Genomic DNA, 26,312 nt, shown 5'->3' on the forward strand with positions numbered 1-26,312 from the left:
AAGTCGCGGCTCTACCACCACCAAGCGTGGCGGCAACCCGCGTCAACTTACGAGCGAGGCGCCGGCCCTCCATACGGTCTAGTGGGCGCGCCGGTCACTGCGCGAGCGGGCGTAGCCGGGACCGTGGAAGACGCTCGCCGCGAGGAGGATGCCGAACACGAACCCGAAGTCGTACCAGTGCCCGTCGTTGCGGACCTCGTAGACACCCACGTGGTCGTTGAACAGGGAGACCAGGAAGGTGATCGGGCAGATGAAGCCGTGCCACAGCCCGAGCCAGAAGCCGGGCCGGGCGGCGGCTTCCGCGTAGGTGTTCGCGGCCGGGGCGCAGGCGGCCAGTACCAGGACCAGCGCGACGACGAGGGCGGCGGAGGCCGCGCGACGGCGGTTCACAGCAGGCCCGATTCGGTCGCGTCGGTCGCGTCCGGCCGCAGGGCGATCCGCCGCCCGTCGATCCGGTCGAGGCTGATGCGCAGGAGGCGGTCCCGCGGCGGGGGAGCCCACGAACGCAGGCCGGGGCCGAACTGGGCCGCCACGGTGTCGACGTCGGTGACCAGGGTGGCCACGCCGGTGACGATCACGCTCCAGCCGGTGTGGTCGCCGGCGTCGTAGGCGTCGGCCTCGAAAGTGACCGCCTGGCCGCCGATCCGGTCGGCCCAGGAGTTCCGGGCGGAGCGCAGCCATACGGCGTTGCCGGTGAAGGTGAAGTTCACCGGCCGGATCACCGGCCGCCCGTCGCGGACGAAGGCGACCCGGCCGAGCGGGACCGACGCGAGCAGCGCCCGGCAACGGTCGTGGCTCAAGGCGTGGATCTGCGAAGTGCTCATGGGCGGTGTCCTGGGGCCGGCGGATTCGGGTGAACCAGCTCAGGCTGCGCCGGCGGCAGGGGTGACTCCAGGGGCCGAGGTCACCGAGCGACGGGACCGAAGTCCACCGGTTCCGCTGGGATCGCTTCGGCCGGATCACCGAACTGAAGCCGCCGCCGGGGACCATCGGCGCCTCGGCGGCGGACATCGACGACACGGGGCTGGTCACGGGCACCGCCGATCTCCCTCCGGTGCCACCCGCGCGGTCGTTTGGGACGCGCGCGTTCCGTCTCGGTGCTGCCCGACCGCCCCGAGCAGGCCTCGTGCGACTGCCACAACACCGTGTACTGGAACCGGTCCGGGCAGCTGACCGACCTCGGACTGCCGTTCGGCGCGAAGTCGACGACGTTCGGCGCCATGAACGAATCCGGGGTGATCGCCGGCACCGCGGCGTTCGAGGCTCCGGGCTCGGTGACGCACGCGATCCGGTGGGACCGCAGGGACCGCCCCACCGACCTCGGTACGTTGCCCGGGGGCAGCTGGAGCATGGCCGGCCGGATCAACGCACGCGGCGCGGTCGTCGGGGGAGCCGAGACCGCCGACCACGCGACCCACGCCGTGTACTGGGACCCGGCCGGACAGCCCACGATCTGGGTGCCCTGCCCGGAGCCACCTGGAGTTCTCCCACCGACGTGAACGACCACGACGTGGTGGTCGGCTTCTCCCAGGACCCGCAGGCTTTCACCCGCCGCGCGGTCGCGTGGCGGCGCTGGTAACCGGCTCAGCAGATCCGGGGCAGCTGCTCGCCGATCAGCATGTCGACGACTCGCGTCGAGCCGACGAGGGTGCGGGCGACGACGCGGGCCGGTCCGCCGGGCGGGCCGACCGTGCCGATCGCCCGCGCTTCGCGGCCGGCCGGGTCCGCGCGCATCGCCGCCAGCACGGCGTCGGCGGCCGCCGGGGCGACGAACGCGACCAGGCAGCCCTCGTTGGCCACGTGCAGGGGATCGAGACCCAGCAGCTCGCATGCGGAAGCCACCGCCGCCGGCACCGGAAGCCCGGGCTCGTCGATCTCCACCGTCACGTCCGAGCTTTCGGCGAGCTCGTTCAGCGCCGAGGCGAGACCACCGCGCGTCGGGTCGCGCAGCGCGTGGACCTCGTGGCCGCCCGCTTCGACCATTGCCGCGACGAGCCGGTGCAAGGGGCGGCTGTCGGAGCGGATGTCCGCTTCGAAGCCGAGGCCTTCGCGGACGCTGAGGATCGCGGTGCCGTGCGCGCCGATCGGGCCGGACAACAGCACGACGTCGCCGGGCACGCCGCCTGCGGCCGTGGGGGTCGCGGACGGCAGCCGCCTGCCGATGCCGGTGGTGGTGAGGTAGCAGCCGTCGGCGGCCCCGCGGCCGACCACCTTCGTGTCGCCGGTGACGACGCGGACGCCGCAGTCGCGTGCCGCGGCCGCCACCGAAGCCGTGATTTCGCGCAGCTCGGCGAGCGGCAGGCCTTCCTCGAGCACGTACGCCAGCGTCAGCGCGATCGGTCGCGCGCCGCGCATCGCGAGGTCGTTGACGGTGCCGTGAACCGCCAGCGAGCCGATGTCGCCGCCCGGGAAGAAGCGGGGCGTGACCACGAAGCCGTCCGTGCTGACGACCAGGTCCCCGCCGATCAGCGCGGCGTCTTCGAGCGGGCCGGGCTCACCCAGCTCGCCGGTGATCACGGTGGCGAGCAGGTCGGCCATCAGCCGGCCGCCGGACCCGTGGCCGAGCAGGACGCGCTCGGTCTCGGCGCCGGGGAGCGGGCAGGTGAGCTGGTCGGGGTCGATGGTGGTCATCGTGCCTCCACAGTGGACTTCCGGCGGCCCGCGTGGTGGAAGGCCGCGCACGTGCCTTCGGTGGACACCATCGGTGCGCCGAGCGGGGTGAGCGGGGTGCAGCGGGTGCCGTAGGCGGAGCAGTCGGTGGGGATCGCGGTGCCGCGCAGGATGCGGCCGGCGATGCAGTCCGGGTGTTCGGCGGCGGGGGTGCCGGGCGCGGGGAAGCGGGCTTCGGCGTCGAAGGCGGCGAACTCGGGAGTGAGCGCCAGCCCGCTCGCCGGGATGGGGCCGATGCCGCGCCACGTCCGCGTGGTCACCCGGAACACCCGCCGGACGGCCTGCTGCGCGGCGGTGTTGCCCTCCCGCCGGACGGCCCGCGCGTACTGGTTCTCCACCGCGGCCCGCCCGGATTCCAGCTGCTGCACCGCCATGACGATGCCTTCGAGCAGGTCCAGTGGCTCGAACCCGGTGACCACGATGGGCACGCCGTAGCGCCGCGAGATCGGTTCGTACTCGGTCCAGCCCATGACCGCGCACACGTGCCCGGCGGCGAGGAAGGCCTGCACCTGGCTGTCGGGGGCGTCCAGGATCGCCGTGATCGCGGGCGGCACCAGGACGTGGCTCACCAGCACGGAGAAGTTCTCGAGGCCGGTGGTTGCCGCGTGCAGCACGGCCATGGCGTTGGCCGGCGCGGTGGTCTCGAACCCGACGGCGAAGAAGACGACCTGCCGGTCCGGGTGCTCGCGGGCGATCCGGACCGCGTCCAGCGGGGTGTACACGACCCGTACGTCGCCGCCGCGGGCCTTCACCCCGAGCAGGTCCCCCGCGGTGCCGGGCACCCGGAGCATGTCGCCGTAGCTGGTGAAGATCACGCCGGGGCGGGCCGCGATGGCGACCGCGGCGTCGATCGTGGCCAGCGGGGTGACGCAGACCGGGCAGCCGGGTCCGTGGATCATCCGGACACCGGCCGGCAGCAGCTCGTCGATGCCCTGGCGGACCAGGGTGTGCGTCTGGCCGCCGCAGACCTCCATGATCGCCCACGGCCGGGTGGCCGTCGCCCGCAGCTCGGCCAGCAGCCGGCGGGCCAGGACGGGGTCGCGGTACTCGTCGAGGTACTTCACGACGCGAACTCCGGCCCCAGCTCGCCCGCCAGTGCGTCGGGGATCGCGCGGAGCACGGCCAGCGTCCGGGCGGCTTCGGCCTCGTCGACCTGGCTGATCGCGAACCCGACGTGCACGATCACGTAGTCGCCCACCTCGGCTTCGGGGGTGTAGGCGAGGCACACCGGCCGCCGCACACCGTCGAAGTCGACGGTGCCCATGAGCAGGGCCGGGCCGTCGGTCAGCGCGACGATCCGGCCGGGTACACCGAGGCACACCGGGCTCACCTCCCGTTCATCCGGGCGCAGGCGATGGCCGCCTGGCCGTAGCTGATGCCGCCGTCGTTCATCGGGACGCGTTCGGCCACCAGCGGCCGCAGGCCCGCGGTGGTGAGCCCGTCGACGACGTTCGCAGTGAGCAAGGCGTTCTGGAAGACGCCGCCGCCGAGACAGACGACGTCGGTCCCGGCGGCGTCGGCGGCCTTCACCGCGAGCGTGACGACGACTTCGGCGATGGTGCGGTGGAACCGCGCGGCCACCTCACCGGCCGGGGCGTTCGCCGCGGACTGCAGTGCGTCGCGGAGGGTGGGGACCGGGTCGTACACCCACAGGCCGTCCCGTTCGTGCAGCTCCCATTCGAGGGCTTTCCGCGCGTCGTACCGCATGGCCGCCGTCTCCAGGCGGACGGCGGCTTCGCCTTCGTAGCTGTTGTCGTCGCAGAGGCCGAGCAAGGCGCTGACGGCGTCGAAGAGCCGCCCGGCGCTGGAGGCCCGCGGGCAGTTGAGCTCCCGCGCGATCATCGTGCGGACGACGGCGAGCTCCTGTCCGTCCACTCGGGACAGCAAGGTGCCGGCAAGGTGCTCGGGTACGGAGGCGCCGAACGATTCGGCACCGTAGAGATAACCCAGCGCCATGCGGGCCGGGTGGCGCACCGCGGCCGCGCCACCCGGCAGCGGGGCGGTGGCGAACCGGGCGAACCGCCGGAACTCCCGGTAGTCCGCGAGCAGCACTTCACCACCCCAGAGCGTTCCGTCGTCGCCGAGCCCGAGCCCGTCGAGCGCGACTCCGACGAACGGTGTCGAGACGCCGTGTTCCGCGGCGGTCGCCGCGACGTGGGCGTGGTGGTGCTGCACACCGATCCGGCGTCCGGCGGGCCAGCGCCGGGCGTGCTGCGTGGACAGGTAGCCCGGGTGCAGGTCGTGGGCGCACCACGCCGGTTCGGCGTCGAGCCAGCGGGCCAGGTCCGCGGCCGTCCGTTCGAACGCGGCGAGCGTCCGGGCGTCCTCCAGGTCCCCGGTGTGCGGGCCGAGGTGGGCCATGCCGTCGCAGGCGAGCGCGCAGGTGTGCTTGAGCTGCGCGCCGAGGGCCAGCAGCGGTTCCGGGGCGGCGAAGGGCAGCGGCAGCGGCGCGGGCGCGTACCCGCGGGCCCGCCGGATCGTCGTGGTCCGGCCGTGCCGGGTCCGCACGACGGAGTCGTCCGACCGGGACCAGATCGGCCGGTCGTGGCCGAGGACGCCGTCGGTCACCGGCCCGAGGATGGCCTGCGCTTCGGCGTCGTCGACGACCATCGGGCCGCCCGCGCGGTTGCCGCTCGTGACGACCAGGGGGCGGCGGAGCTCGGCCAGCAGCAGGTGGTGCAGCGGGGTGGTCGGGAGGAACACGCCGATCTCGGCGAGGCCGGGTGCGATGCCCTCGGCCAGCGGTGCGCCGGGGCGGCGGGGGAGCAGGACGATCGGGGCCGCGGCCGACGCCAGGACGGCGGCCGCGCGATCGTCCACTTCGGACAGATTCCGGACGTCACCGAGGCTGCGGGCCAGGACGGCGAGTGGCTTCGCGGGCCGGTCCTTGACGCGCCGGAGCCGGCGCACGGCGGATTCGTCGGCGGCGTCGCAGACGAGCTGGTAGCCGCCGAGTCCCTTCACGGCCACGATCCCGCCGCCGGCGAGGACGGCACAGGCGGCGGCGAGCGCGCCTTCGCCGTGCACGTCCGGCGTCCAGCTCAGCCGCGGGCCGCACGTGGGGCAGGCGATGGGTTCGGCGTGGAACCGCCGGTCCGCCGGGTTCTGGTACTCGGCCGCGCACGCCGCGCACAGCGGGAACGTGTGCATCGCGGTCCGGGGGCGGTCGTAGGGCAGCCGCCCCAGGATGGTCGCGCGAGGGCCGCAGGCGGTGCAGGTGAGGAACGGGTAGCGGTAGCGGCGGTCGGCCGGGTCGAACAGCTCGCGGACGCAGGCGGGGCAGGTCGCCAGGTCCGGTGGGACCTCACCTCCGCGGCCCTCGACACTGGCGGCGACGCGGAAGCCGGGGCCGAGCGCCACCCGGTCGGTCAGCGCGGTGACGTCGATGCCGGTGACGCGGGCCTGCGGGGGCGCCGCGGCGGTGAGCCCGGCGACGAAGTCGGCCACCCGGCCACCCGCCGCGCGGATCACGACGTGGCCGCCGGCGTTGCGCACGTCCCCGCCCACGCCGAGTTCGGTGGCCAGGCGGTGGACGAACGGCCGGAAGCCGACACCCTGCACGGTCCCGCGCACGTCGATCCGCACCCGGTCACCGCCCGGTGTCTCCGCCATGCCGCCTCCCGCGTTCCGGGCACCACGGTTCCCGGCGGGCCGCCCGGCCGACAGGGCACGAAGTACCCGTAGCGGTGACCTTCGGCCCTAGGCCCGTTCGCGGCGTCGCCGGTTCAGTGGCTCCGGGAGGTCCGGATGACAAGCGAAGGCACGGTGACGATCGACCTCGCGGGACTCGGCGGGCTGGTGGAGGCGCTGCTCCTCGACGGCTACCGGGTGATCGGCCCGACCGTGCGCGACGACGCGATCGTGCTCGCCGAACTCGAGTCGGCCGAACAGCTCCCGATGGGCTGGGGTGTCACCACGGGGCCGGGCCACTACCGGCTCCGCCGGCGCGCCGACCGCGCCGTGTTCGGGCATTCGGCCGGCCCTCAGGGCTGGAAGCGCTGGCTCCACCCGCCGCGGCGCAAGCTCTTCGAGGCCACCGCGGACGGCCGGTTCACCGCCGAGGAACCGGAGCAGCCGCGCTACGCGTTCCTCGGCGTGCGCGGCTGCGACCTCGCCGCGATCGCCGTCCTCGACCGGGTGCTCGGGGGCGCCGCGCACCCCGACGGCTCGTACCGGCGCCGCCGCGCGGAATTGTTCATCGTCGCCGCCAACTGCACGGAGCCGGGCGAAGTGTGCTTCTGCGCGTCCATGGGCACGGGCCCGGCGGCCGGCCCCGGGTACGACCTGGGCCTCACCGAGCGCGTGGACGAAGACGGGCACCGGTTCGTCGTCGACGTCGGCAGCCCGGACGGCGCGCGCCTGCTGGCCCAGGTCGGCACCCGGCCGGCCCGCGGTGCCGAAGTTCGCGCGGCCCGGGAAGCCGTCGCCGCCGCCGCGGACCGGATGGGCCGGGCCATGCCGGCCGTCGACCTGCCGTCGGTGATCCGGGAAAGCCGGGAGTCGCCGCTGTGGGAGGAGGTCGCGAGCCGCTGCCTCACCTGCGCCAACTGCACCATGGTGTGCCCGACGTGCTTCTGCACCACCACCGAGGACGTCACCGACCTGACGGGCGAACACGCCGAACGCCACCAGCGCTGGGCGTCCTGCTTCGAACTCGATTTCTCCTACGTGCACGGCGGGAGCGTCCGCACCTCCGGGTCGAGCCGCTACCGCCAGTGGTTCAGCCACAAGCTGGGCACGTGGCACGAGCAGTTCGGGACGTCCGGCTGCGTCGGCTGCGGCCGGTGCATCGCCTGGTGCCCGGCGGGGATCGACATCACCGAGGAAGCGGCGAAGCTGGCCGGGGGCTGCTCGTGACGGCCGAACCGATGGTGCCGGTGCCGTACCGGGTCGCCGGGCGGGTCGTGGAGACCGCCGACTCGGTGACCGTCCGGCTGGCGCCGGTCGGCGAGCCGGTGCCCGAGGCGCGGCTCGGCCAGTTCATGATGCTGTACGCACCGGGGGTCGGCGAAGTCGCGATCTCGGTCAGCGGCCCCGGGCCGACGCACACCATCCGCGCCGTCGGCGCGGTCAGCCGGGCCCTGCACGACCTCGCCCCGGGCCGGGTCGTCGGCGTGCGTGGCCCGTACGGCACCAGCTGGAACGTCGAGGACGCGGCCGGGCACGACGTCGTGATCGTCGCCGGCGGTGCCGGATTGTGCCCGCTGCGGCCGGTGCTCACGGCGGTGCTCGACGACCGGGCCCGGTACCGACGGCTGGTCGTCGTGGCCGGGGCCCGGACCCCGGCGGAGTTCCTGTTCCCGCACGAGCTGGCCGCCTGGGCGCGGCGGCACGACGTCGAGGTGCTGCGGACGGTCGACCGGCCGGCCGAGGGCTGGACCGGGCCGGTCGGCTTCGTGACGGAACCGCTCTCGTCGCTGGACCTCGACCCCGGGCAGACCCGCGCTTTCCTCTGCGGTCCGGAGCCGATGATGCGCGCCTGCGCGGAAATCCTGCTGGCGAAGCAAGTCCCCGCCGCGGCGATCCGGGTCTCCCTGGAACGCGCGATGAAGTGCGGCATCGGCCTGTGCGGCCACTGCCAGCTCGGGCCGCTGCTGGTCTGCCGGGACGGCCCGGTCGTCGACTACACCGTCGCGGGTCCGCTGCTCGCCGTGAAGGAGCTGTGATGACGACGCCGACGCTGGCCGTCTGGAAGTTCGCCTCCTGCGACGGCTGCCAGCTGACCCTGCTCGACTGCGAAGACGAGCTGCTGGAGCTGGCCGGGAAGGTGCGGATCGCGCACTTCCTCGAAGCCTCCAGCACCGTGCTCCCCGGTCCCTACGACGTGTCGCTCGTCGAAGGATCGATCACCACGCCGGGAGACCTGCGCCGCATCCAGGAGGTCCGGGCTGCTTCGAAGGTGCTCGTCACCATCGGGGCGTGCGCGACCGCGGGGGGCGTGCAGGCCCTGCGGAACTTCGCCGACGTCCGGGAGTTCGCCTCGATCGTGTACGCGCACCCGCAGTACATCGACACGCTGGCGACGTCGACGCCGGTGGCCGCGCACGTCCCGGTGGACCACGAGCTGCACGGCTGCCCGATCGACCGCGGCCAGCTGCTCGGCACGATCACCGCGCTGCTCGCCGGGCGCGCCCCCGATCTGCCGGACACCAGCGTCTGCACCGACTGCAAGCGCCGCGGGCTCACCTGCCTGCTGGTCGCCGGGGACACGCCCTGCCTCGGCCCGGTCACCCGGGCAGGCTGCGGCGCGCTCTGCCCGGGCGTCCACCGCGGCTGCTTCGGCTGCTTCGGGCCGATGGCGAAACCGAACACCCCCGTGCTGATCCCGTTGCTGCGTTCACGCGGGATGAGCGAGGACGACGTCGACCGCGTCTTCAGCACCTTCACCGTCACGGAAACGCGCCGGGAGGAACCGTGAGCCACCGCAGCCGGCAGCTGAAGGTCAGCTCGCTGGCCCGCGTCGAGGGCGAAGGCGCGTTGCGCGTGCGGATCGCCGACGGGCGGGTCGAGCGGGCCGAGCTGAACATCTACGAGCCACCGCGGTTCTTCGAGGCGTTCCTGCGCGGCCGGGCGCACACCGAGCCACCGGACATCACCGCCCGGATCTGCGGCATCTGCCCGGTGGCCTACCAGACGAGCGCGTGCAACGCGATCGAAGACGCCTGCGGCATCACCCTCGACCCCGGGATCGCCGCCGCACGACGGCTCCTCTACTGCGGTGAGTGGATTTCCAGTCACGCCTTGCACATCTACCTCCTGCACGCCCCGGACTTCCTCGGCCACCCGGACGCGATCAGCCTCGCCACCCGGCACCGCGACGTCGTCGAACGCGGCCTGGCGCTGAAGAAGGCCGGGAACACGCTGCTGGAGACCATCGGCGGCCGGGCGATCCACCCGGTCAACGTCCGGGTCGGCGGGTTCTACTCGCTGCCCGCGCGCGCGGACCTCCGCCCGCTCGCCGAAACGCTGCGGCGGGCCCTCGACGACGCGCTCGCCACCGTGCGGTGGACCGCGGGGTTCGAGTTCCCGGACGTCGAACTCGACCACGACCTGATGGCTGCCTACGAGCTCGGCCGCTACGCCATCGCGGACGGCAGCCTGCGTACCGCCTCGGGCCTGGCGTTCGCGCCGCGCGAGTTCCCGGAGCACGTTGTGGAGATGCAGGTGCCCCACTCGACCGCGCTGCACGCGTCACTCGACGGCCACCGCTACCTGACCGGGCCGCTCGCGCGCTACACCCTCAACTCGGGACAGCTGTCGGAGACCGCGCGGCAGGTCGCGGCCGAGGCCGGGTTGGGGCCGGCGTGCCGCAACCCGTTCCGCAGCATCCTCGTGCGCGGGGTCGAGATCGTGTACGCGGTCGAGGAAGCGCTGCGGATCATCGACGAGTGGGAACGTCCGCCGCGTGCCTTTGTCGAGGTGCCACCGCGCGCCGAAACGGGCCACGGGATCAGCGAAGCACCGCGAGGCACGCTGTACCACCGCTACGAGCTGGACGCCGGCGGCCTGATCCGCGCGGCCACGATCGTCCCGCCGACGTCGCAGAACCAGGCCGCGATCGAGGCCGACCTGCGGCGGGTCGTCGAGGACCACCTCGACCTCGGCGACGCCGAGCTGACCACCCTGGCCGAACGCACGATCCGCAACTACGACCCGTGCATCTCGTGCGCCGCGCACTTCCTGGACATCACCTGGGAGGGCCGGTGACCCGGGCGGTGGTGATCGGCGTGGGCAACGAATATCGCCGCGACGACGGGGTCGCGGTTGCGGTGCTGGCCGCGCTGGACGCGGACCCGATCCCCGGCGTTCGCACCGTGCTCTGCGACGGCGAACCGGCGGCTCTGCTCGACGCGTGGTCCGAGGTGGACACCGCGGTGGTCGTGGACGCCGTGCTGTGCGAGCCGGCCACGCCGGGTCGCGTGTGGGCGTCCACTGTGGATGGCTGGCCGCCCCGGGCGGTGCCGGCCAGCTCACACGCGCTCGGCATCCCGGACGCGGTCCGGCTCGGCGCCGCGCTCGGCAGGGTGCCGAAAGAACTGGTCGTGTACGCCGTGGAAGCGGCGGAAGTCGGTCTCGGTACCGGCTTGACCCCGGCGGTGCGGGCCGCGGTCCCCGAGGTGGTTCGCGCGGTGCGGGACCGGCTGGGAAACCCCGGCGAGTCACCTGCCACCCGGTAGCCGGGCGCGGAACGGGTTCACGGTGCGTCCGGCGAGAGGCGGTAGCCGGGGACGAGGACCTGCCTGCCGTCGGTGAGCCGAACCCATACGGAGCCCGGTCGCAAATCGGGGTCCTTGGCGATCACCACTCCGCGGGCGTCGCGGTACTGACCGCCGATGACATGGACCGACGCGCCCTCCGGGAACGCTTCCTCACCGAGTGGGCCGTCGGGGATCGGGAGTCCACCGTGCGCCATCGGCCAGCCTCCTCCGGTCCGCCCACACCGACGCGAACTCCTGGGACCAGCGACCTCCGCAGGAGCGCGAACGACTCGGGTTACCCAGGAGCGTCTCCGGTGAAACTGCCGCGCCGCAGACCCGCGGACTGCCACGCGCGCGGAACAACCGGCGGGGGGCAACCGGTGCCATCGGAAGGGCGGGATCAGCGATCCCGCCCTTCCGATGCCGGTGCGGTGCTGAACTGGCCCTGCCAGGTGGCCTGGGCGCCGGAGTCGCCGATGCGGTAGATGTCGACGACCGCCGCGCCGGCGGCTGCGATGGACAGCACCGAGAGCACCACCGTGACGGTCGTCGACGCCGGGCCCAGGAACGTGCGGCCCGGCCGCCGGGTTTCGCGCTGGCGCCACCACACCAGCAGGGCGAGCACGGCCACCGGGAGCGCCACCCAGAGCGCCGTGTCGCCGAGCTCGGTGTGGGTGCGGACCAGCGGGGTCCGCGCGACCCGGCGTTCGAGCCACTCGCCCGCCTCGGTGGTGATCGGGACCAGGATGACGACGAGGACCGAGAGGATCGCGTTGGGCCCGGCGAGCTTGCCGCGTGCGGCCGGCCAGAGCGCGCTGAGGACCAGGAGCAAAGCCGAAAGCGGCAGCAGCACGACGACGGCGTGCACGAGCAGGATGTGGGCGGGCAGACCGTTGACGGTGGTCATGGTGTCCTTTGTGGAGGGAAGCGGGGCCTGGGTGTGACTCCCCTCAGGGCGCCCGGGCGAGTGCGGCGACCTCGTAACCGGGTGCCCGGTTGGGCACCCACTCCTCGACGTCCTCGCCGCCCCGGGCGAAGGCGGCCGTGGCGAACACGTCGGCCCACAGGAGCGTCGGCCCGGTGACCGTGACGGCGAGCAGGTCGTGAGGACGGGTGCCGGTGTGGGGAGCGACGACGTGGTGGCCCCGGGCGGCTGTTCCGGACGTGGCGACGCCGCCGGTGCGCACGTCGAGGATGGCCAGGAACGCCGCCGCGTCCGCGGGGTCTTCGATCGCGACCCGCCACGGCGGGGAGGTCGTCAAGCCGACCCGGGCTGCGATGTCGCCGCCGACGTTGAGGTAGTGGTCGAACCCGGACAGTCCGGCGAGAAGCGCGGTGGCCGTCTCGGTGGCCCAGCCCTTGACGAGGCCGGACGGGTCGAAGCCGCCGGGCAGCCAAGCGTCGAAGTAGCCGTCAGTGCGGTCTCGTGCTTCGTCGCACAGCGCCAGGACTTCGGTGAGCCACGGGTGCCGGTCGTCGCGAGCGAGTTCGCCGCGGCGGAGGGCACTGACCCGGCTGTCGGGCCGGTAGGTGCTGAACAGCTCGTCGACGGCCCGCAGGTGCCCGAACACCGCCGCCACGGCCGGTTCGACGCCCGCGTGGGAGTCGATGTGCCGGCCGCGCAGGTGCAGGCCGGCCTGGGTGCCCATGACCGGCCGCGTCCAGGACCGCCGGGGCCTGGTCGTCACCGGTGGGCCTGGTCGATCGCCGACTGCAGGGACTGCTGGTAGCCCTCGGAGGTGTAGGTGGCGCCGCTGACGGTGTCGATCTGCGCGCTCTGGGCCTGCAGTGTCTCCTGGTTGAGCTCCGGCACGGCGGCGGAGTTGATCCGGACGTCGCGGCCGCTCTCCTGGGGGTAGTCGATCGCGTCCGCCGCGGTGATGCGGCCGCCGGCGATGGTGATGCGGACCTGGACCGGGCCGTAGCGGGTGTCGGCGGCATCGCCGGTGAACGTCCCGTCGCCGGCCGAGCCGGTGATCGGCGTGGGCGGGGCCGCGGTGCGGGACGGCTGTGACCGCCCGGTCGCGGCCGGGGTGGCGTCCGTGCTCGTGCGGTAGCTGAACAGCAGGACGACCACCGACACGGTCGCCGCGGCGGCGATGGCGATCCGGCGCATCGAACCCTCCTTTCTCACCAGGCGAACCGTTCGGAGTGGACGCGGTCGGCGGGGACGCCGGCGCGGCGGGCGCTGTCGAGGACGGCGTCGATCCAGGCGTCCGGGCCGCAGACGTAGACGTCGTGGTCGGCGATGTCGGGCACCAGGTGGCGCAAGACGTGCTCGTCGGGCACCGGGGCGTACCCGGCGGGCAGCCAGGACGGGCGGTGGTGGGGACGTGGGCCGAGCAGGTAGTGGATCCGGACGCCGCGGCGGGCGGCCAGGTCGTCGAGTTCGTGTCGGAACAGCAGGTCCGCCGGGCGGCCGGCACGGTGGAACAGCACGGCTTCACCAGGCTGGTAGGGGAGTTCTTCCAGCAGCGCGCGCAACGGGGTGATCCCGATGCCGGACGCGAACAGGGCGATCTTCCATCCTTTTCGGACGGTCCCGGTCAGCCGGCCGTACGGGCCTTCGAAGAAGGCCCGCGTGCCCGGCTGCAGGGTGGCGAGACGGCGGCTGCCCGGGCCGAGGTCCTTCGCGGTGATCCGCAGCCGGTGTCCGTCGGGGGCGGCGGAGAGGGAGAGCGGCTTGCCGCGCGTCCAGCCCGGGCCTGCCGGGAACCGCCAGATGCAGAACTGGCCCGCGGCGGTGGGGAGCCGGTCGAGGTCGCGGCCGCGCAGGTACACCGAGACGACGCCGGGTGCTTCCGGCACGACCTCTTCGACGACCAGCCGGTGCCGCGCATTGAGCCACACCGGCCGTCCCACCCGGAACACGAGCACGGCGCCCGCCGCCGCGGCGTACGCGGTCCACCAGAACGCGGTCGCCACCGGGGAGGCGGTGAAGTCGGCGCCGGTCCAGAGCTGGTGGGGGAGGGCGAGCCCGGCGCCGAGATAGGCGTAGAGGTGCAGCAGGTGCCAGGACTCGTAGCGCAGCCGCCGCCGGGCCGCGCGCATGGACGTCACGGCGACCATGCCGAGCGCCGCGGTCCCGGCGGCGGCGGCCAGGAGCATGCCCGGATAGGTCGTCACCAGCGTCCAGGTTTCGCCCAGGACGCCCGAGCCGTCGGTGGCCGCGTAGCCGAGGGTGATGAGCACCAGGTGCGCGGCCAGCAGCGTGATCGACGTGAAGCCGGCGATCCGGTGCCGCCGGGCGAGGTCGTCCTGGCCGTAGCTGCGTTCGACCCACGGGATCCGCGCCATGAGCAGCAGCTGCAGCAGCAAAAGATCCGCCGACAGAAGCCCGGTGAGCCGTCCGGTGGAGGTGAAGAAGTCGGTGGTGAGGTCCTGCAGGCCGCGGCCGGACACCCAGAGCGCGACCACGAACAGCACGCTCGCCCAGGCGGTGAGCCCGGCGATGTCGCGCCACCACCCGCGGACCGTGGGCCGCGCGAGGCGGCGGGTGGTGAGGGTGGTGGTGGACATCGGGCTCCTCGGGTGATCGCTACGGGAGCCACCCTTCCGGAGCCCGGTTAGCCGTCGACGTGACCAGGGTGAGAGTTCGGTAAGAGCCGATCCACGCCGACGGTGAACCCGACCACAGCGCCGCCGCCCGGGCGCGGCTCGGCGAAGACCGAGCCGCTGTGGGCCAGCGCGATGTCCCGCACGATGGCCAGGCCGAGGCCGGATCCGGGCAGGCCGCGGGCACCGTCCGCGCGGTGGAAGCGGTCGAACACGCGGGCCGCGTCGTCGTCGCCGATGCCGGGGCCGCGGTCGAGTACCTCGACGCGGCCGCCGCGCACGACGACCTCGATCGGGCCCTCGGGTGCGAACTTCACGGCGTTTTCCAGCAGGTTCGTCACCGCCCGCTCCAGCGCCTTCGCCTGGCCGGTCAGCGCGGACGCGTCCGCGCTGACGGTGATGGCACGGTCCGACCGCCGCCGGACGCGCTCGGCGGCGCGGACGGCGATCTCGCCCAGCTCGACCGGCCCTGGCTCCTCGGCCTCGTAGCGGCGGGTGGCCAGCTCCACGAGCTCGTCCACCAGGTGGGTCAGCTCGCGGGTCTCCCCGTGGACGTCGTCGAGCAGGCGGGCGCGGGACTCCGGGCTGAGCTCGGCGAACCGGCGCAGGACGCTGGCGTTGGTGCGGAGACTGGTCAGTGGGGTCCGCAGTTCGTGGGCGGCGTCCTGGACCAGGCGTTCCTGATCGGCGCGGGCGTCGGCGAGGCGACCGAGCATCCGGTCGAACGACGTCGCGAGCCTGCCGACCTCGTCCCGCCCGCCGGTGGGTACGGCGACGTCGTCGAGGCGGCCGTCGCTGACCTGCTCGGTGACGTCGGTCAGCCGGACCAGCCGCCGGGTGATCTGCCGGGCCAGCAGCCACCCGGCCAGGGCCGCGGCGGCCAGCACGAGCGCGCTGACGCCGGTGATGCGGGCGGCCAGGCCCTTCAGGACGTGCTGGGACTCGTCGACGTCGATGCCGAGCTGGATCGCCCCGCGACCCGGACCGAGGGCCACGGTGATGACCCGGTAGTCGTCGCGGCCGGCGGTGAAGTCGGTGTACCGGTGGTCGCCGAGAGCGCCGCTCGCGGCGAGGGCCCGGTCGTCGCCGGTGACGCCGAGGTGCACCGGCCGCCCGCCGACGGGCCGGGTGGTGCCGTCCGCGGTGATCGCCTGCGCCACCATCGGCTGGGCCTCGTCGTGGTCGTCGTCATCGGGACCGCGGGTGACCGGGCTCGGCGCGAGGACCTGCGTCGCCCCGGCGGCGACTTCCGCCGACGTCGTCAGCAGCGACCGGTCGAGTTCGGCGTTGATGCGCTGGGACGCGGCCTGGTAGCTGAAGACCCCGACGAGGATCGCCGCCGCCGCGCCGACCCCGGCGAACGCGATGGCGAGCTTGCTGCGCAGGTTCACGCCGGCCGTACCGAGTAGCCCACGCCGCGGACGGTGTGGATCAGCCCGGTCGCCCCGGCCTGCTCGAGCTTGCGCCGCAGGTAGCCGATGTAGACGGCCAGGTTCTTCGAGTCCGCGCCGAATTCGTAGCCCCAGATCCGCTGGTAGATCGTGGTGCGGTCGAGGACGATCCCGGCGTTGCGCACGAGCAGTTCGAGGAGGTCGAATTCGGTTTTCGAAAGGGGGATCTCGGTGCCCTGCCACCAGACCCGCCGCGCTGCCGGGTCGACCGCGAGTTCGCCCAGCCGCAGCGTGCGCCGCGCGTCCGGTTCGGATGACGTGCGGCGCAGCAGGGCCCGCAGTCGCGCGAGGAGTTCGTCGAGCTCGAACGGCTTGGGCAGGTAGTCGTCGGCCCCGGCGTCGAGCCCGGCCACCCGGTCGGGCGTCTCGACCCGGGCGGTGAGCATCAGGATGGGGGTGGGATCGCTTTCGGCCCGCAGTACGCGGCACACGCCGAGGCCGTCGACGCCGGGCATCATCACGTCGAGGACGATCACGTCGAACTCGTCCCGCCGGGCGGTGGCGAGCGCGCCGACGCCGTCGCTGACCTCGGTGACGTGGTAGCCCTCGAGATCGAGGGCACGGACCAGCGACTCCCGGATCGCGCGGTCGTCGTCGGCGAGCAGGACACGGTGCGGCATGGCCGCCATCATGCCCGCGCGCGGGCTTCCCGTCCCGCCGGGTGTTCGGGAAACCCCGCGGAGGGTTAGCGGCCGGTAAACGACGCCCGGTCCGGCGAGTCCGCTCTGCGGCCACTATTCTCGTTTTCCGGAATTCTCCGGAGGGTTTCTCCTCCGTTCGGCAGCTTCGCCGGCCGTGCGCGGAATGTCAGCCTGTGCGGGTCGCTCCGGGCTCCACCGCCCCCGGGCTCGGGGGGACGCGTTCAGGAAGCGCTGCCGGCGACCCCGCGCCGCGGGTCGCCGGCAGCGCTGTGACTCCGCAATGGACGGTGCCGGCGATGGACGTACCCGAGAGCATGCTCTGCGAGCAGTGCCGGCACCCGATCGCCCCGGAGGACGACCACGTGGTGCGGCAGGTCCGTGACGAGGAGCACTCGATGCCCGCCGTGCTGCACCGCCACTCGCACGCGGAAGGCGATCCGGCCTGCCGGGCCGTCCCGGATCAGCGTGGACCGCGGAACGCGGGCTTTCCCGCCCGTCGCCGGCGAGCCGCCGAAGGACGAGTGACCCCGCTCTCCGGTCCGATGGTCACCGCGGTGCGGAACTTCCCTCGCGGGCGGCGACCGCCGTCCGGTACCGGCCGAGCGGGCGGAACCTGTCGAGCGGGGGCGGCTGGTACGACCTCGTCACCCTTCCGGCCGGACGCCCCGTTGCCGGGTGCCCGCCGCCGGTGCTCATTGCCCCGACGTCAGGGGCGCCCTGCTCGACGGGGCCCGGCCACCACTGCTCTGCCTGCCGTCCCGGGACGGGCTCAGTTCCGGTCTCGGCGTGGCCGGGTGAGATCGTCGAAGGAACCGATGACGGCGGGGCGCTGCTCGACGATCGCCAAGGCGTAGGTGAGCACGAGGTGGGCGGTGCGCGCCTGCTGCGCCTCGGGCTCGTCCGCCCCGCCGCGGCCGAGGACCAGGTTTGCTTCGTGGCGCAGCCAGCGGTTGCGTTCACGGCGGAGGAGTACGGCCTCCGGTGGTGCGGCGGCGGGTTCGGGGAACTGGGTGTCGGGCATCGATGAATCTCCTCGAAAACGGCGTGCTGTGGCCAGTTTAACGAGAACGGCGGCGATTCGCTGCCCGGTGAATCAAAGAATTTCTTCGATTTGCGGTATTGCGATGTCGATTTCGTTCGCTGGCTTATCGAAGTCGGAAATTGTCCGGCCGTTTTCGTGCCCTCCCTGCGAGATGGCCGAAGCGTGGGTCGGCGGCGTCGTGATTCTCGACTGTGTTCTATTTCGGGAGCGGAGAATCTTCGCGCGGGTTCGGCTTTCTGGTGCCCGTTTTCCTTCGGGCGGCGTGGCGGCTGTGGGGCGTGTCGGCCGCTGCCTTATCTTTGCGCGAACGATGCGAAGATCGGTTGCGTGGACGGGAAGATCGGCACGGCGACGCGCGGGCGTCAGGAGACTAGATGAGCTATTATCTAGGTTAACTAGATATTTTTCCGGTGATCTTTTGGGCAGTGGGGTATGGAACGTCTGGCTGAGCAGCTGAGAGCGGTGATCGTGGCCACTGACGGATACCGGCGCGCCATGGCGTCCGCCTTCGGGGTGGGTGTGCACGAAGCCGCGGTGCTGGGCGAACTGCTGCACGAGGGGCCGCTGCCCCCGTCGGCCCTGGTGAAGCGGTTGGGCATCGCTTCGGCGAGTGTGACCGCGCTGCTCGACCGCCTCGAAGCGGCCGGCTACACCCGGCGCGAGCGGCACCCGACCGACCGGCGCAGTGTCCTGGTCGTCCTGACCCCCGGCGGCCGGGCGGCCATCGAAGCCAGTTTCGCGCTGTTCAGGGCCGACGTCCACCAGTCGGTCACCCAGTCCGAACCCGCCCACATCCGGGAATTCACCGTGGTGCTCGCCAGGATCGCCCAAGCACTCCGGGAACGGGCCGGTCAGCCCGGCGCGCTCACCGAAGCTCTCACCGAGCGGATCCGGTCCGCCGGAAAGGAGGACCGCTCCGCCGAGCCGGCCGGCTAGGGCCTGTATCGAAGTAGGTCAGAGCCATTCGTTGATGGCGGCGATGTGGACGGTGGCTTCGTAGCGGACGGCGAGCTTGTCGTATCGAGTGGCCACCCCACGGTGGCGTTTGAGCCGGTTGATGCCGCACTCCACGGCGTGGCGCTGTTTGTAGGTTTCGGGGTCGAAGGACGGTGGCCGGCCGCCCTTGGACCCCTTGGCCTTGCGATGCGCATCCTGGTCGGCCTTGCTCGGATCGTCGCTTTGATCCCACGTTTGCGCAGGTGGGCCCGGTTGGCCTTGGAGGTGTAGGCCTTGTCCGCCAGCACCCGGTCCGGACGCGTCCGCGGCCGCCCACCACCCGTCGGCCGGGGCACCCGGATCCCGGCCAAGACGGGAATGAACTGCGGGCTATCGCCGCGCTGCCCGGCGGTCAGCACGATCGACAACGGCTTCTGCCCCTGCTCACAGCCCAGATGCAGCTTCGTGGTCCACCCACCCCGCGACCGGCCCAACGCGTGATCCGCTGGCTCGACGGTGACCCCGCCCGGCGGCTCGGCCTGCAGATCCCCCTTTTCCGCGCACCCGCGGCATGCTGATGAGCCCGCGCGATCGTGGAATCCACACTGACATCCCACGTGATCCGCCCCTTGGCTTCGGCCAGAGCCTGCAACGCGGTCAGAATCCGCTGCCAGACACCAGCCCGCTGCCACCGCCGGAACAGCCCATACGCCGCTGACCAGGACCCATATCTCTCAGGCACGTCCCGCCACGGCGCACCGGTGCGTCCCCGCCACCGGATCCCGTCGATCAGCTGCCGCCTGCTCCACAACGACGGTCGCCCCGGCCGCTTCGGCTCAGGCAGCAACGGCTCCAGCGCTGCCCACTGAGCGTCGGTCAGGTCGAACCGCCCCGCCACCGCTAGGGTGTCCACGAGGTCTCCGGTGTTCAGGTTCTTCTTGGTCGACGAACCAAATACCGGAGACCTCACCCATTTCAGCCGCCGACACGCCCAGCGCAGCCAACTCCAGCTCAACCTGCCGGAGACAACTTCGATACCGGCCCTAGGGCCGGTATCGAAGCCGTTCGGTGGTCGCGCCGGGGCGGGCTGAACGTGCCCTTCAGCCCGCCCGATCCGCCCGCGAGGTGATTCGCCCGGCCGGTCGCCGCGCCGGCCTCACCGCGCCCTTTGCCGGACATCCCGGTGCTTCGCCAGCCGGGTCGCCGCGAACAGCGCGGCCACCACGACCGCGCCGAGGACGGCCAGCACGCGGTTCACGTCGACTGCCGGTTCCCAGCGGAGCTTGCCGTCCTTGATGACGTACGCCCCCACCGGCTTGGCCGACAACCCGAACCCCGCGCCTTCGCCGGAGCGGCCCTTCTCGTCACGGCTGTCACCGCCGCCACCGCCGGTGCCGACGCTGGACGCCACGATCACCGTGACGCCGTCGACCTCGTACGGCTCGCTGTAGACCATCTTGGTCTCGAGCCCGTCCTTCGCCTTCTCAAGCAGTTCGTCGACCTTCATGCGGCGAAGTCTCACCGCCGGAAGCGCGGGATCCCCAGAGCCGATGGTCCCCTGCGCGGGTGACCGAGGGCCCCGGTGCCGGTGGCGTTCGCCAGCAGTGGTGGCCGCCCCTTCGCGATTTGCTGGGCGGACACGAATCAGCGACCCCGGAGGCCGTCATGGCGCATCGTCCCCCGCTGGCCGAGCTCGGGCTGAACACCGGCAAGAAGACCCGGCTGCACCGCATCCTGCACGAGCACGGCCTGCGCAACGGCACGGCGTTCTTCCTGCCCTACGACCAGGGCCTGGAGCACGGACCGCGCGACTTTTTCGCCAATCCGGCCGCGAGCGACCCGAAGTACATCCTGAAGCTCGCGCTCGAGGGTGGCTTCAACGGCATCGCGATCCAGATCGGGCTGGCCGAGAAGTTCTACTGGGACTACGCGGGCGAGCTGCCGCTGGTCTTGAAGCTCAACGGCAAGACCGAGATTCCCTCCGACGCCGAGGCGCTGTCCCCGCTGCACGGCAGTGTCGAGGACGCGGTCCGGCTCGGCGCGGACGCCGTCGGCTACACCCTCTACGTCGGAACTCCCGCGCAGGAGCAGGACTTCGCGCAGCTGCGGCAGGTCCGCACCGACGCGCACCGCCTGGGCATGCCGCTGATCGTCTGGGCCTACCCGCGTGGCTCGGCGATCGAGGGCAAGGGTGGCCGCGACTCGTTCTACGCCGTCGACTACGCCGCGCGCACCGCGTCCGAGCTGGGCGCCGACGTCGTCAAGGTCAACTTCCCGCACCCGGCGAAGATCGACAACGTGCCCAGTGCCTACGCCAAGGAGACGACGAGCCAGCAGGCGATCGACGCCGTCGTCCGGTCGGCCGGGCGGACGCTGCTGCTGGTCTCGGGCGGCGGCAAGGCCGGCGACGAGGCGATGCTGGAGAAGGCGCGCGAGTCGATGGAAGCCGGGGCGACCGGGTTGATCTTCGGCCGCAACGTCTGGCAGCGCGACCACGACGAATCCCTTCGGTTCGTCTCGGCGTTGCGGGACATCCTCGCGAAGTACCCGAGCGCATGAGCACGACCGAGGTCCGCATCCACGGCCGCGGCGGCCAGGGCGTGGTGACCGCGGCCGAGCTGCTGTCGGTCGCCGCGTTTACCGAAGGGCGGCACGCGCAGGCATTTCCCAGCTTCGGCTCGGAACGCACCGGCGCGCCGGTGGTTTCGTTCTGCCGGATCTCCGACGCGGCGATCCGCACTCGCGAACCGATCGTCGCGCCTGACGCGCTGATCATCCAGGACGCCACTCTGCTGCACCAGGTGAACGTCTTCGAGGGCCTGAAATCCGAGGGCTACCTGCTGGTGAACTCCGCGCACAGCTTCGGCGAGCTGGGGCTGGGCGAGTTCGTCCGCAGCTTCCGGCGGGACCGCCTGCTCGTCGTGCCCGCGACCGAGCTGGCGATGAAACACCTGGGCCGGCCACTCCCGAACGCCGCGCTGCTCGGCGGGTTCGCCGCGCTGACCGGCGTGATCGAGCTGCGCTCGGTGATCGCCGCGATCGCCGGGAGGTTCGCCGGCGCGAAGGCGGACGGCAACATCGCGGCGGCCACGGCCGCCTACGGGTTCGTTCGCGCCGAGCGGGAGGATCTGGCCGGTGCTCAGGCAGATTGAGGGATCCCGGGCCGTGGCCGACGCGGTCGCGCTGTGCCGCCCGGAGGTGATCTGCGCGTACCCGATTTCGCCGCAGACCCACATCGTCGAGGGCCTGGCCGAGCTGGTGAAGTCCGGTTCGCTCACGCCGTGCGAGTTCGTCAACGTCGAGTCGGAGTTCGCGGCGATGTCGGTCGCCATCGGGGCGTCCGCGGGCGGGGCGCGGGCCTACACCGCGACGGCCAGCCAGGGGCTGCTGTACATGACCGAGGCGGTGTTCAACGCGTCCGGGCTCGGCCTGCCGATCGTGATGACGGTGGCCAACCGCGCGATCGGCGCGCCCATCAACATCTGGAACGACCAGAGCGACAGCATGGCGCTGCGGGACGCGGGCTGGATCCAGCTGTACGCCGAGACCAACCAGGAAGCCGCGGACCTGCACATCCAGGCGTTCCGGATCGCCGAGGAACTGTCCACGCCGGTGATGGTGTGCATGGACGGGTTCGTGCTGACCCACGCCTGGGAGCAGGTCGACACGCCCACCCAGGAAGAGGTCGATGTCTTCCTGCCACCGTACGAGCCACGCCAGGTCCTCGACCCGGCCGAGCCGTCGTCGATCGGCGCGATGGTCGGGCCGGAGGCGTTCACCGAGGTGCGTTACCTCGGCCACGCCCGGCTGATGGAGGCGCTCGACGTCGTGCCCGATATCGCCGACCGGTTCGCCGAGGCGTTCGGCCGCAACGCCGGCGGGCTGACCCGCTCGTATCGCACCGAGGACGCCGAGACGATCGTCGTCGCGCTCGGCTCGGTACTGGGCACGCTCAAGGACACCGTCGACGAGCTGCGCGAGGACGGCCTGCGCGTCGGCGTGCTCGGCGTGACCTGCTTCCGGCCGTTCCCGGGCGAGGCCATCCGCGCGGCCATCGGCCACGCGCGGCGCGTGATCGTGCTGGAACGGGCCTTCGAGCCCGGTGTGGGCGGCATCGTCACGCAGAACGTCGTGAGCGCGGCTCCGGCGGCCGAGGTGCACGCCGTCATCGCGGGGTTGGGCGGCCGCGCGATCACGAAGAAGTCCGTGAGCAGGGTGCTGCGGGAGGCGGACCGGTTGCCGCCGCTGACCTTCCTCGACCTCGACCGGTCGCTGATCGATCGCGAGCTGGGCCGCCTCGCCGCCACCCGGCGCTCCGGCCCGACAGCCGAAAACCTCCTGCGCGACCTCGGTGCGGTCGCTTCACGGATCGGGTGATTGACATGGCGGTGACGCCGATCAAGTTCTACCAGACCGGCAGCTTCGCGGTCGGCGGCCGGCTGCTCGGCGAAGACCAGCGCAGTGTGCAGTCCGACCGGCAGCGGATCAACTCGATCGACTGCGGCCACCGCGCCTGCCAAGGCTGCGGCGAGGCTTTGGGCGCGCGGTACGCGCTCGACGCGGCCATGCGCGCCACCGGGAACCGGATGGTCGCCGTCAACGCCACCGGATGCCTGGAGGTCTTCTCGACGCCGTACCCCGAGACGTCGTGGCGGATCCCGTGGCTGCACTCCCTGTTCGGCAACGCCCCCGCTGTCGCCACCGGCGTCGCCGCGGCGATGAAGGCCAAGGGGCGCACCGACATCCGCGTGGTCGGCCAGGGCGGCGACGGCGGGACCGTCGACATCGGCTTCGCGTGCCTGTCCGGGATGTTCGAGCGCGACGATGACGTGCTCTACATCTGCTACGACAACGAGGCGTACATGAACACCGGCGTCCAGCGCTCCGGCGCGACGCCACCGGCCGCCCGCACCGCCACCACCCCGGCGGTCGGCGCGGAGCCGGGTGCGGTGTTCGGGCAGGGCAAGAACGTGCCGATGATCGCGCTGGCCCACGAGATCCCGTACGTGGGCACCGCGACGGTCGCGGACCTGCGCGACCTGGAAGCCAAGGTGACGCGGGCGATGGAGTTCCGCGGCGCGCGGTACCTGCACGTCCTGGTCCCCTGCCCGCTCGGCTGGGGCAGCGCGTCCCACGACACGATCCGGATCGCCCGCCTCGCCAAGGAAAGCGGGATCTTCCCGGTGTTCGAAGCGGAAGCCGGCGAGATCGTCGCGACGTCGAAGATCCGCCGCCGGGTGCCGGTCGAGGACTACCTGCGGCTGCAGACCCGGTACGCCCACCTCTTCGGCGACTCGCCGCACACCGAGGTGATCGAGAAGATCCAGGCGCTCGCCGACCGCAACATCCGCCGGTTCGACCTGCTCGGGGAGGCCTGAGATGGAGCACGAGAAGCCGTTCGCGATCACGCTCGACGTCGGGTCCAGCCGGGCGAACAAGACCGGTGCGTGGCGCTCCGAGCGGCCGGTCTACGTCGACCTGCTACCGCCGTGCAACCAAGCGTGCCCGTCGGGTCAGGACATCCAGAAGTGGCTCTACCACGCGGAATCCGGTGACTACGAGAACGCGTGGCGCGGCATCATGGCCGACAACCCGCTGCCCGCGGTGCTCGGCCGGATCTGCTACCGGCCGTGCGAGAGCGCCTGCAACCGCGGCCAGCTCGACGAAGCCGTCGGGATCAACTCCGTCGAGCGGTTCCTCGGCGACGAGGGCATCAAGCAGGGTTGGACGATCCCGGTCGCCGAACCGACCGGCAAGCGCGTGCTCGTCGTCGGCGCGGGTCCGGCCGGGCTGTCCGCCGCCTACCATCTGGCCCGGCTCGGGCACGCCGTCACCGTCCGCGACGCCGAGGCCGCGCCCGGCGGGATGATGCGCTACGGCATCCCGCGCTACCGGCTGCCGCGCGAGGTCATCGACGCCGAGATCGCCCGGATCCGGGCGATGGGCGTCGAGTTCGAGCAGAACAGCCGGGTCACCGACGTCGTGGCCGCCAAGGTCGGATTCGACGCCGTTTTCCTCGCCGTCGGTGCCCAGGTCGGCAAGCGGGCCTACATCCCGGCCGGCGACTCCGCGCGCGTGCTCGACGCGGTTTCGCTGCTGCACGGGATGGAAAGCGGGGAGCGGCCGCTGCTCGGCCGTCGCGTCGCCGTCTACGGCGGCGGCAACACGGCGATGGACGCCGCCCGCACCGCGAAGCGGCTCGGCGCCACCGATGCCGTCGTGGTCTACCGCCGTACGCGTGACCGGATGCCCGCGCACGAATCCGAAGTGGCCGAGGCGGTCGAAGAGGGCGTGGCGATGCGGTGGCTGTCGACGATCAGCGAGATCGACGGCGACGGCATCACCGTCGAGAAGATGCGCCTGGACGAGTCCGGCTTCCCGCAGCCGACCGGGGAGTTCGAGCGGCTCGCGGCGGACAGCGTGGTGCTGGCCCTCGGTCAGGCCACCGATCTGTCCCTTGTGGACGCGTTGCCGGACGTCGAGCACGTTGGTGGTGTCGTGCGGGTCGGGCCCGGGATGACGACCGGGCACCCGGGGATCTTCGCGGGCGGGGACATGGTGCCGTCGGGCCGGACCGCGACCGTCGCTGTCGGGCACGGGGCCAAGGCCGCCCGGGAGATCGACGCCTGGCTGCGCGGCGCCCTCGCGCCGGAGCCGCAAGCCCGGCGCGAGGCGACCTTCGACAACCTCAACACCTGGTACTACAGCGACGCCGACCGGACCGTCCGGCCGCACCTGGACCTGTCCCGGCGGGTGTCCACCTTCGACGAGATCAAGGGTGGGCTGACCGAGTCGACCGCGTTGTTCGAAGCACGCCGCTGCCTGTCCTGCGGAAACTGCTTCGAATGCGACAACTGCTACGGCGTCTGCCCGGACAACGCGGTGCTCAAGCTCGAACCGGGGGAGAAGTACGCGATCGACCTCGACTACTGCAAGGGCTGCGGGATCTGCGTCGCCGAATGTCCCTGCGGCGCCATCGAAATGGTGCCCGAAGAAACCTGAGGAGAAATCATGCAGGAGAAGCGCTGGCACGTCGAAGTGCACATCGACGAAGACGACGACGGCCGCACCAGGGCCACCGCCCGGCTCCAGACCGCCGACGACACGCGGGTGTCCGGAACCGGCGTCGCGCGGCTGCACCCCGGTGACAGCGACGTGCCCGAGATCGGCGACGAGATCGCCGCGTCGCGCGCGTTGAGCGACTTGGCCCACAACCTGCTCGAATGCGCGGCCGGCGACATCGAAGCGCTCACGCGCAAGCCGGTCCGGCTCGACCACTGAAAGGGACGGACATGCGGATACTCGTCGTCTTCGAGTCGATGTTCGGCGCCACCGAAGAGGTGGCCAAAGCGATCGGGAAGGGGCTGGCCGGGGCGGCCTCGCCGGAGGTGGTCAACGTCGACGAAGCGCCCCGGGACCTGACCGGCGTCGGCCTGCTCGTCGTCGGCGGCCCCACCCACGTGCACGGGATGAGCCGGCGCGCGACCCGGAAGTCCGCCGCGGACCAGGTGGACTACCCGACTCGGTCGCGGACGGGCGTGCGGGAGTGGCTGGACTCCCTCGACGAGGTGCCCGCCAAGCTGGCCGCCGCGGCCTTCGACACCCGGATCGACAAGCCGCGCGTGTTCACCGGTGCGGCGTCGCTCGGGGTGGCCAAGCGGCTGCGCCGGCACGGGTGCCGGCTCGTCCTGCCGGCGGAGAGCTTCTTCGTCGGGACCGAGTCCATCGACGCCGGCCCGGAGCCCGGCGAACCGGAACGGGCCGAGGCGTGGGGCGCGGCTCTCGGGGCGGCGCTGGTCCGGGCCGGCTCCTGACGGCC

The 26,312-nt window shown here is 72.4% G+C and carries 29 protein-coding genes and 1 pseudogene; 14 read left to right on the plus strand and 16 right to left on the minus strand.

The genetic code is table 11. The annotated features are described in order from the left end of the window. Nucleotides 1-78 precede the first annotated feature (78 nt). Nucleotides 79-390: a hypothetical protein gene (locus tag BLW76_RS22135; RefSeq protein ID WP_091310433.1), complete on the minus strand. Its 312-nt coding sequence runs from the start codon at nt 388-390 to the stop codon at nt 79-81. Further along, complete coding sequence (locus BLW76_RS22140) at nt 387-824, minus strand: pyridoxamine 5'-phosphate oxidase family protein (RefSeq protein WP_091310436.1); 438 nt, start codon at nt 822-824, stop codon at nt 387-389. Before BLW76_RS22140 ends, BLW76_RS22135 begins: the two co-directional genes overlap by 4 nt. Nucleotides 825-1,097: 273 nt before the next feature. Between BLW76_RS22140 and BLW76_RS22145 the strand changes: the two genes are divergently transcribed. Next, complete coding sequence (locus BLW76_RS22145) at nt 1,098-1,499, plus strand: hypothetical protein (RefSeq protein WP_143060666.1); 402 nt, start codon at nt 1,098-1,100, stop codon at nt 1,497-1,499. Between the two features lie 85 nt (nt 1,500-1,584). Here the strand turns inward: BLW76_RS22145 and hypE are convergent, their stop codons facing one another. From hypE to hypF, 4 genes are read right to left on the minus strand one after another with little or no spacing between them, the layout of a single operon-like run. After that, the gene (gene hypE / locus BLW76_RS22150) at nt 1,585-2,631 is read right to left on the minus strand and encodes a hydrogenase expression/formation protein HypE (protein ID WP_091310440.1); all 1,047 of its coding nucleotides are present in this window, start codon (nt 2,629-2,631) and stop codon (nt 1,585-1,587) included. Continuing rightward, on the minus strand, nt 2,628-3,734 hold the full coding sequence (hypD, locus tag BLW76_RS22155) for a hydrogenase formation protein HypD (RefSeq protein WP_091310442.1): 1,107 nt from the start codon (nt 3,732-3,734) through the stop codon (nt 2,628-2,630). The genes hypE and hypD overlap by 4 nt, the downstream gene beginning before the upstream one ends. Next, the gene (locus BLW76_RS22160; protein WP_091319689.1) at nt 3,731-3,991 is read right to left on the minus strand and encodes a HypC/HybG/HupF family hydrogenase formation chaperone; all 261 of its coding nucleotides are present in this window, start codon (nt 3,989-3,991) and stop codon (nt 3,731-3,733) included. The genes hypD and BLW76_RS22160 overlap by 4 nt, the downstream gene beginning before the upstream one ends. A gap of 5 nt (nt 3,992-3,996) precedes the next feature. Then, nucleotides 3,997-6,282 carry a carbamoyltransferase HypF gene (hypF, locus tag BLW76_RS22165; protein ID WP_091310445.1) on the minus strand — a complete coding sequence of 762 codons (2,286 nt, stop codon included), beginning with the start codon at nt 6,280-6,282 and terminating at the stop codon, nt 3,997-3,999. A 135-nt stretch (nt 6,283-6,417) separates the two neighbouring features. Between hypF and BLW76_RS22170 the strand changes: the two genes are divergently transcribed. Genes BLW76_RS22170 through BLW76_RS22190 form a run of 5 tightly spaced genes read left to right on the plus strand, consistent with a single transcriptional unit; the run spans nt 6,418 to nt 10,847 of the window. Next, nucleotides 6,418-7,527 (plus strand): 4Fe-4S dicluster domain-containing protein, encoded by a 1,110-nt coding sequence (locus tag BLW76_RS22170; protein WP_091310447.1) that lies wholly within the window; start codon nt 6,418-6,420, stop codon nt 7,525-7,527. Continuing rightward, complete coding sequence (locus BLW76_RS22175) at nt 7,524-8,336, plus strand: FAD/NAD(P)-binding protein (RefSeq protein ID WP_244170267.1); 813 nt, start codon at nt 7,524-7,526, stop codon at nt 8,334-8,336. The genes BLW76_RS22170 and BLW76_RS22175 overlap by 4 nt, the downstream gene beginning before the upstream one ends. Then, a complete protein-coding gene (locus BLW76_RS22180; protein WP_091310450.1) occupies nt 8,336-9,088 on the plus strand; it encodes an NADH-quinone oxidoreductase subunit B family protein in 753 nt (250 codons plus the stop codon). The genes BLW76_RS22175 and BLW76_RS22180 overlap by 1 nt, the downstream gene beginning before the upstream one ends. Further along, on the plus strand, nt 9,085-10,377 hold the full coding sequence (locus BLW76_RS22185) for a Ni/Fe hydrogenase subunit alpha (RefSeq protein ID WP_091310451.1): 1,293 nt from the start codon (nt 9,085-9,087) through the stop codon (nt 10,375-10,377). Before BLW76_RS22180 ends, BLW76_RS22185 begins: the two co-directional genes overlap by 4 nt. Next, on the plus strand, nt 10,374-10,847 hold the full coding sequence (locus BLW76_RS22190; protein WP_208613353.1) for a hydrogenase maturation protease: 474 nt from the start codon (nt 10,374-10,376) through the stop codon (nt 10,845-10,847). Before BLW76_RS22185 ends, BLW76_RS22190 begins: the two co-directional genes overlap by 4 nt. A gap of 17 nt (nt 10,848-10,864) precedes the next feature. On the opposite strand, the gene BLW76_RS22195 is transcribed toward BLW76_RS22190, so the two are convergent. From BLW76_RS22195 to BLW76_RS22230, 8 genes are all read right to left on the minus strand, one after another. Beyond that, nucleotides 10,865-11,083, minus strand: a complete 219-nt coding sequence (locus BLW76_RS22195) for a hypothetical protein (protein ID WP_091310454.1) — start codon at nt 11,081-11,083, stop codon at nt 10,865-10,867. Between the two features lie 185 nt (nt 11,084-11,268). Further along, nucleotides 11,269-11,775, minus strand: coding sequence for a DUF2231 domain-containing protein (locus tag BLW76_RS22200; protein WP_091310455.1), 507 nt, complete (start codon nt 11,773-11,775; stop codon nt 11,269-11,271). Between the two features lie 43 nt (nt 11,776-11,818). Then, nucleotides 11,819-12,556 (minus strand): FAD:protein FMN transferase, encoded by a 738-nt coding sequence (locus tag BLW76_RS22205; protein ID WP_244170268.1) that lies wholly within the window; start codon nt 12,554-12,556, stop codon nt 11,819-11,821. Beyond that, a complete protein-coding gene (locus BLW76_RS22210) occupies nt 12,553-12,984 on the minus strand; it encodes an FMN-binding protein (RefSeq protein ID WP_091310459.1) in 432 nt (143 codons plus the stop codon). Before BLW76_RS22210 ends, BLW76_RS22205 begins: the two co-directional genes overlap by 4 nt. Nucleotides 12,985-12,998: 14 nt before the next feature. Further along, nucleotides 12,999-14,387 carry a ferredoxin reductase family protein gene (locus tag BLW76_RS22215; RefSeq protein ID WP_091310462.1) on the minus strand — a complete coding sequence of 463 codons (1,389 nt, stop codon included), beginning with the start codon at nt 14,385-14,387 and terminating at the stop codon, nt 12,999-13,001. Nucleotides 14,388-14,434: 47 nt separating this feature from the next. Continuing rightward, entirely contained in the window at nt 14,435-15,814 is a 1,380-nt protein-coding gene (locus tag BLW76_RS22220; protein WP_091310464.1) for a HAMP domain-containing sensor histidine kinase, read from the minus strand. Then, nucleotides 15,811-16,503 carry a response regulator transcription factor gene (locus BLW76_RS22225; protein WP_091319697.1) on the minus strand — a complete coding sequence of 231 codons (693 nt, stop codon included), beginning with the start codon at nt 16,501-16,503 and terminating at the stop codon, nt 15,811-15,813. Before BLW76_RS22225 ends, BLW76_RS22220 begins: the two co-directional genes overlap by 4 nt. Nucleotides 16,504-17,284: 781 nt before the next feature. Then, nucleotides 17,285-17,536: a hypothetical protein gene (locus BLW76_RS22230; protein WP_091310466.1), complete on the minus strand. Its 252-nt coding sequence runs from the start codon at nt 17,534-17,536 to the stop codon at nt 17,285-17,287. Nucleotides 17,537-17,989: 453 nt separating this feature from the next. Here BLW76_RS22230 and BLW76_RS22235 point away from each other — a divergent pair, with 453 nt between their 5' ends. Further along, nucleotides 17,990-18,493 (plus strand): MarR family winged helix-turn-helix transcriptional regulator, encoded by a 504-nt coding sequence (locus tag BLW76_RS22235; RefSeq protein ID WP_091310469.1) that lies wholly within the window; start codon nt 17,990-17,992, stop codon nt 18,491-18,493. Between the two features lie 18 nt (nt 18,494-18,511). Here BLW76_RS22235 and BLW76_RS22240 read toward each other — a convergent pair. Next, nucleotides 18,512-19,391: pseudogene (locus tag BLW76_RS22240) on the minus strand (IS5 family transposase). 258 nt (nt 19,392-19,649) lie between these two features. Further along, nucleotides 19,650-20,000 (minus strand): spore germination protein GerW family protein, encoded by a 351-nt coding sequence (locus BLW76_RS22245; protein ID WP_091310471.1) that lies wholly within the window; start codon nt 19,998-20,000, stop codon nt 19,650-19,652. Between the two features lie 158 nt (nt 20,001-20,158). Here BLW76_RS22245 and BLW76_RS22250 point away from each other — a divergent pair, with 158 nt between their 5' ends. The 7 genes from BLW76_RS22250 to BLW76_RS22280 are packed head-to-tail and all read left to right on the plus strand — an operon-like array spanning nt 20,159 to nt 26,307. Then, nucleotides 20,159-21,052, plus strand: coding sequence for a class I fructose-bisphosphate aldolase (locus BLW76_RS22250; RefSeq protein WP_091310474.1), 894 nt, complete (start codon nt 20,159-20,161; stop codon nt 21,050-21,052). After that, on the plus strand, nt 21,049-21,645 hold the full coding sequence (locus tag BLW76_RS22255; RefSeq protein WP_091310476.1) for a 2-oxoacid:acceptor oxidoreductase family protein: 597 nt from the start codon (nt 21,049-21,051) through the stop codon (nt 21,643-21,645). The genes BLW76_RS22250 and BLW76_RS22255 overlap by 4 nt, the downstream gene beginning before the upstream one ends. After that, a complete protein-coding gene (locus BLW76_RS22260; protein ID WP_091310479.1) occupies nt 21,629-22,870 on the plus strand; it encodes a transketolase C-terminal domain-containing protein in 1,242 nt (413 codons plus the stop codon). The genes BLW76_RS22255 and BLW76_RS22260 overlap by 17 nt, the downstream gene beginning before the upstream one ends. Nucleotides 22,871-22,875: 5 nt before the next feature. Continuing rightward, a complete protein-coding gene (locus tag BLW76_RS22265) occupies nt 22,876-23,871 on the plus strand; it encodes a thiamine pyrophosphate-dependent enzyme (protein ID WP_091310482.1) in 996 nt (331 codons plus the stop codon). 1 nt (nt 23,872) lies between these two features. Next, on the plus strand, nt 23,873-25,495 hold the full coding sequence (locus tag BLW76_RS22270) for an NAD(P)-binding protein (protein ID WP_091310484.1): 1,623 nt from the start codon (nt 23,873-23,875) through the stop codon (nt 25,493-25,495). A gap of 9 nt (nt 25,496-25,504) precedes the next feature. Further along, nucleotides 25,505-25,774, plus strand: coding sequence for a DUF1876 domain-containing protein (locus tag BLW76_RS22275; protein ID WP_091310487.1), 270 nt, complete (start codon nt 25,505-25,507; stop codon nt 25,772-25,774). Between the two features lie 11 nt (nt 25,775-25,785). Next, a complete protein-coding gene (locus BLW76_RS22280; RefSeq protein WP_091310490.1) occupies nt 25,786-26,307 on the plus strand; it encodes a flavodoxin family protein in 522 nt (173 codons plus the stop codon). The last annotated feature ends 5 nt before the right edge of the window (nt 26,308-26,312 follow it).

Origin of the sequence: Amycolatopsis tolypomycina (assembly GCF_900105945.1) — a bacterium.
In the GTDB taxonomy this organism is placed as follows: domain Bacteria; phylum Actinomycetota; class Actinomycetes; order Mycobacteriales; family Pseudonocardiaceae; genus Amycolatopsis; species Amycolatopsis tolypomycina.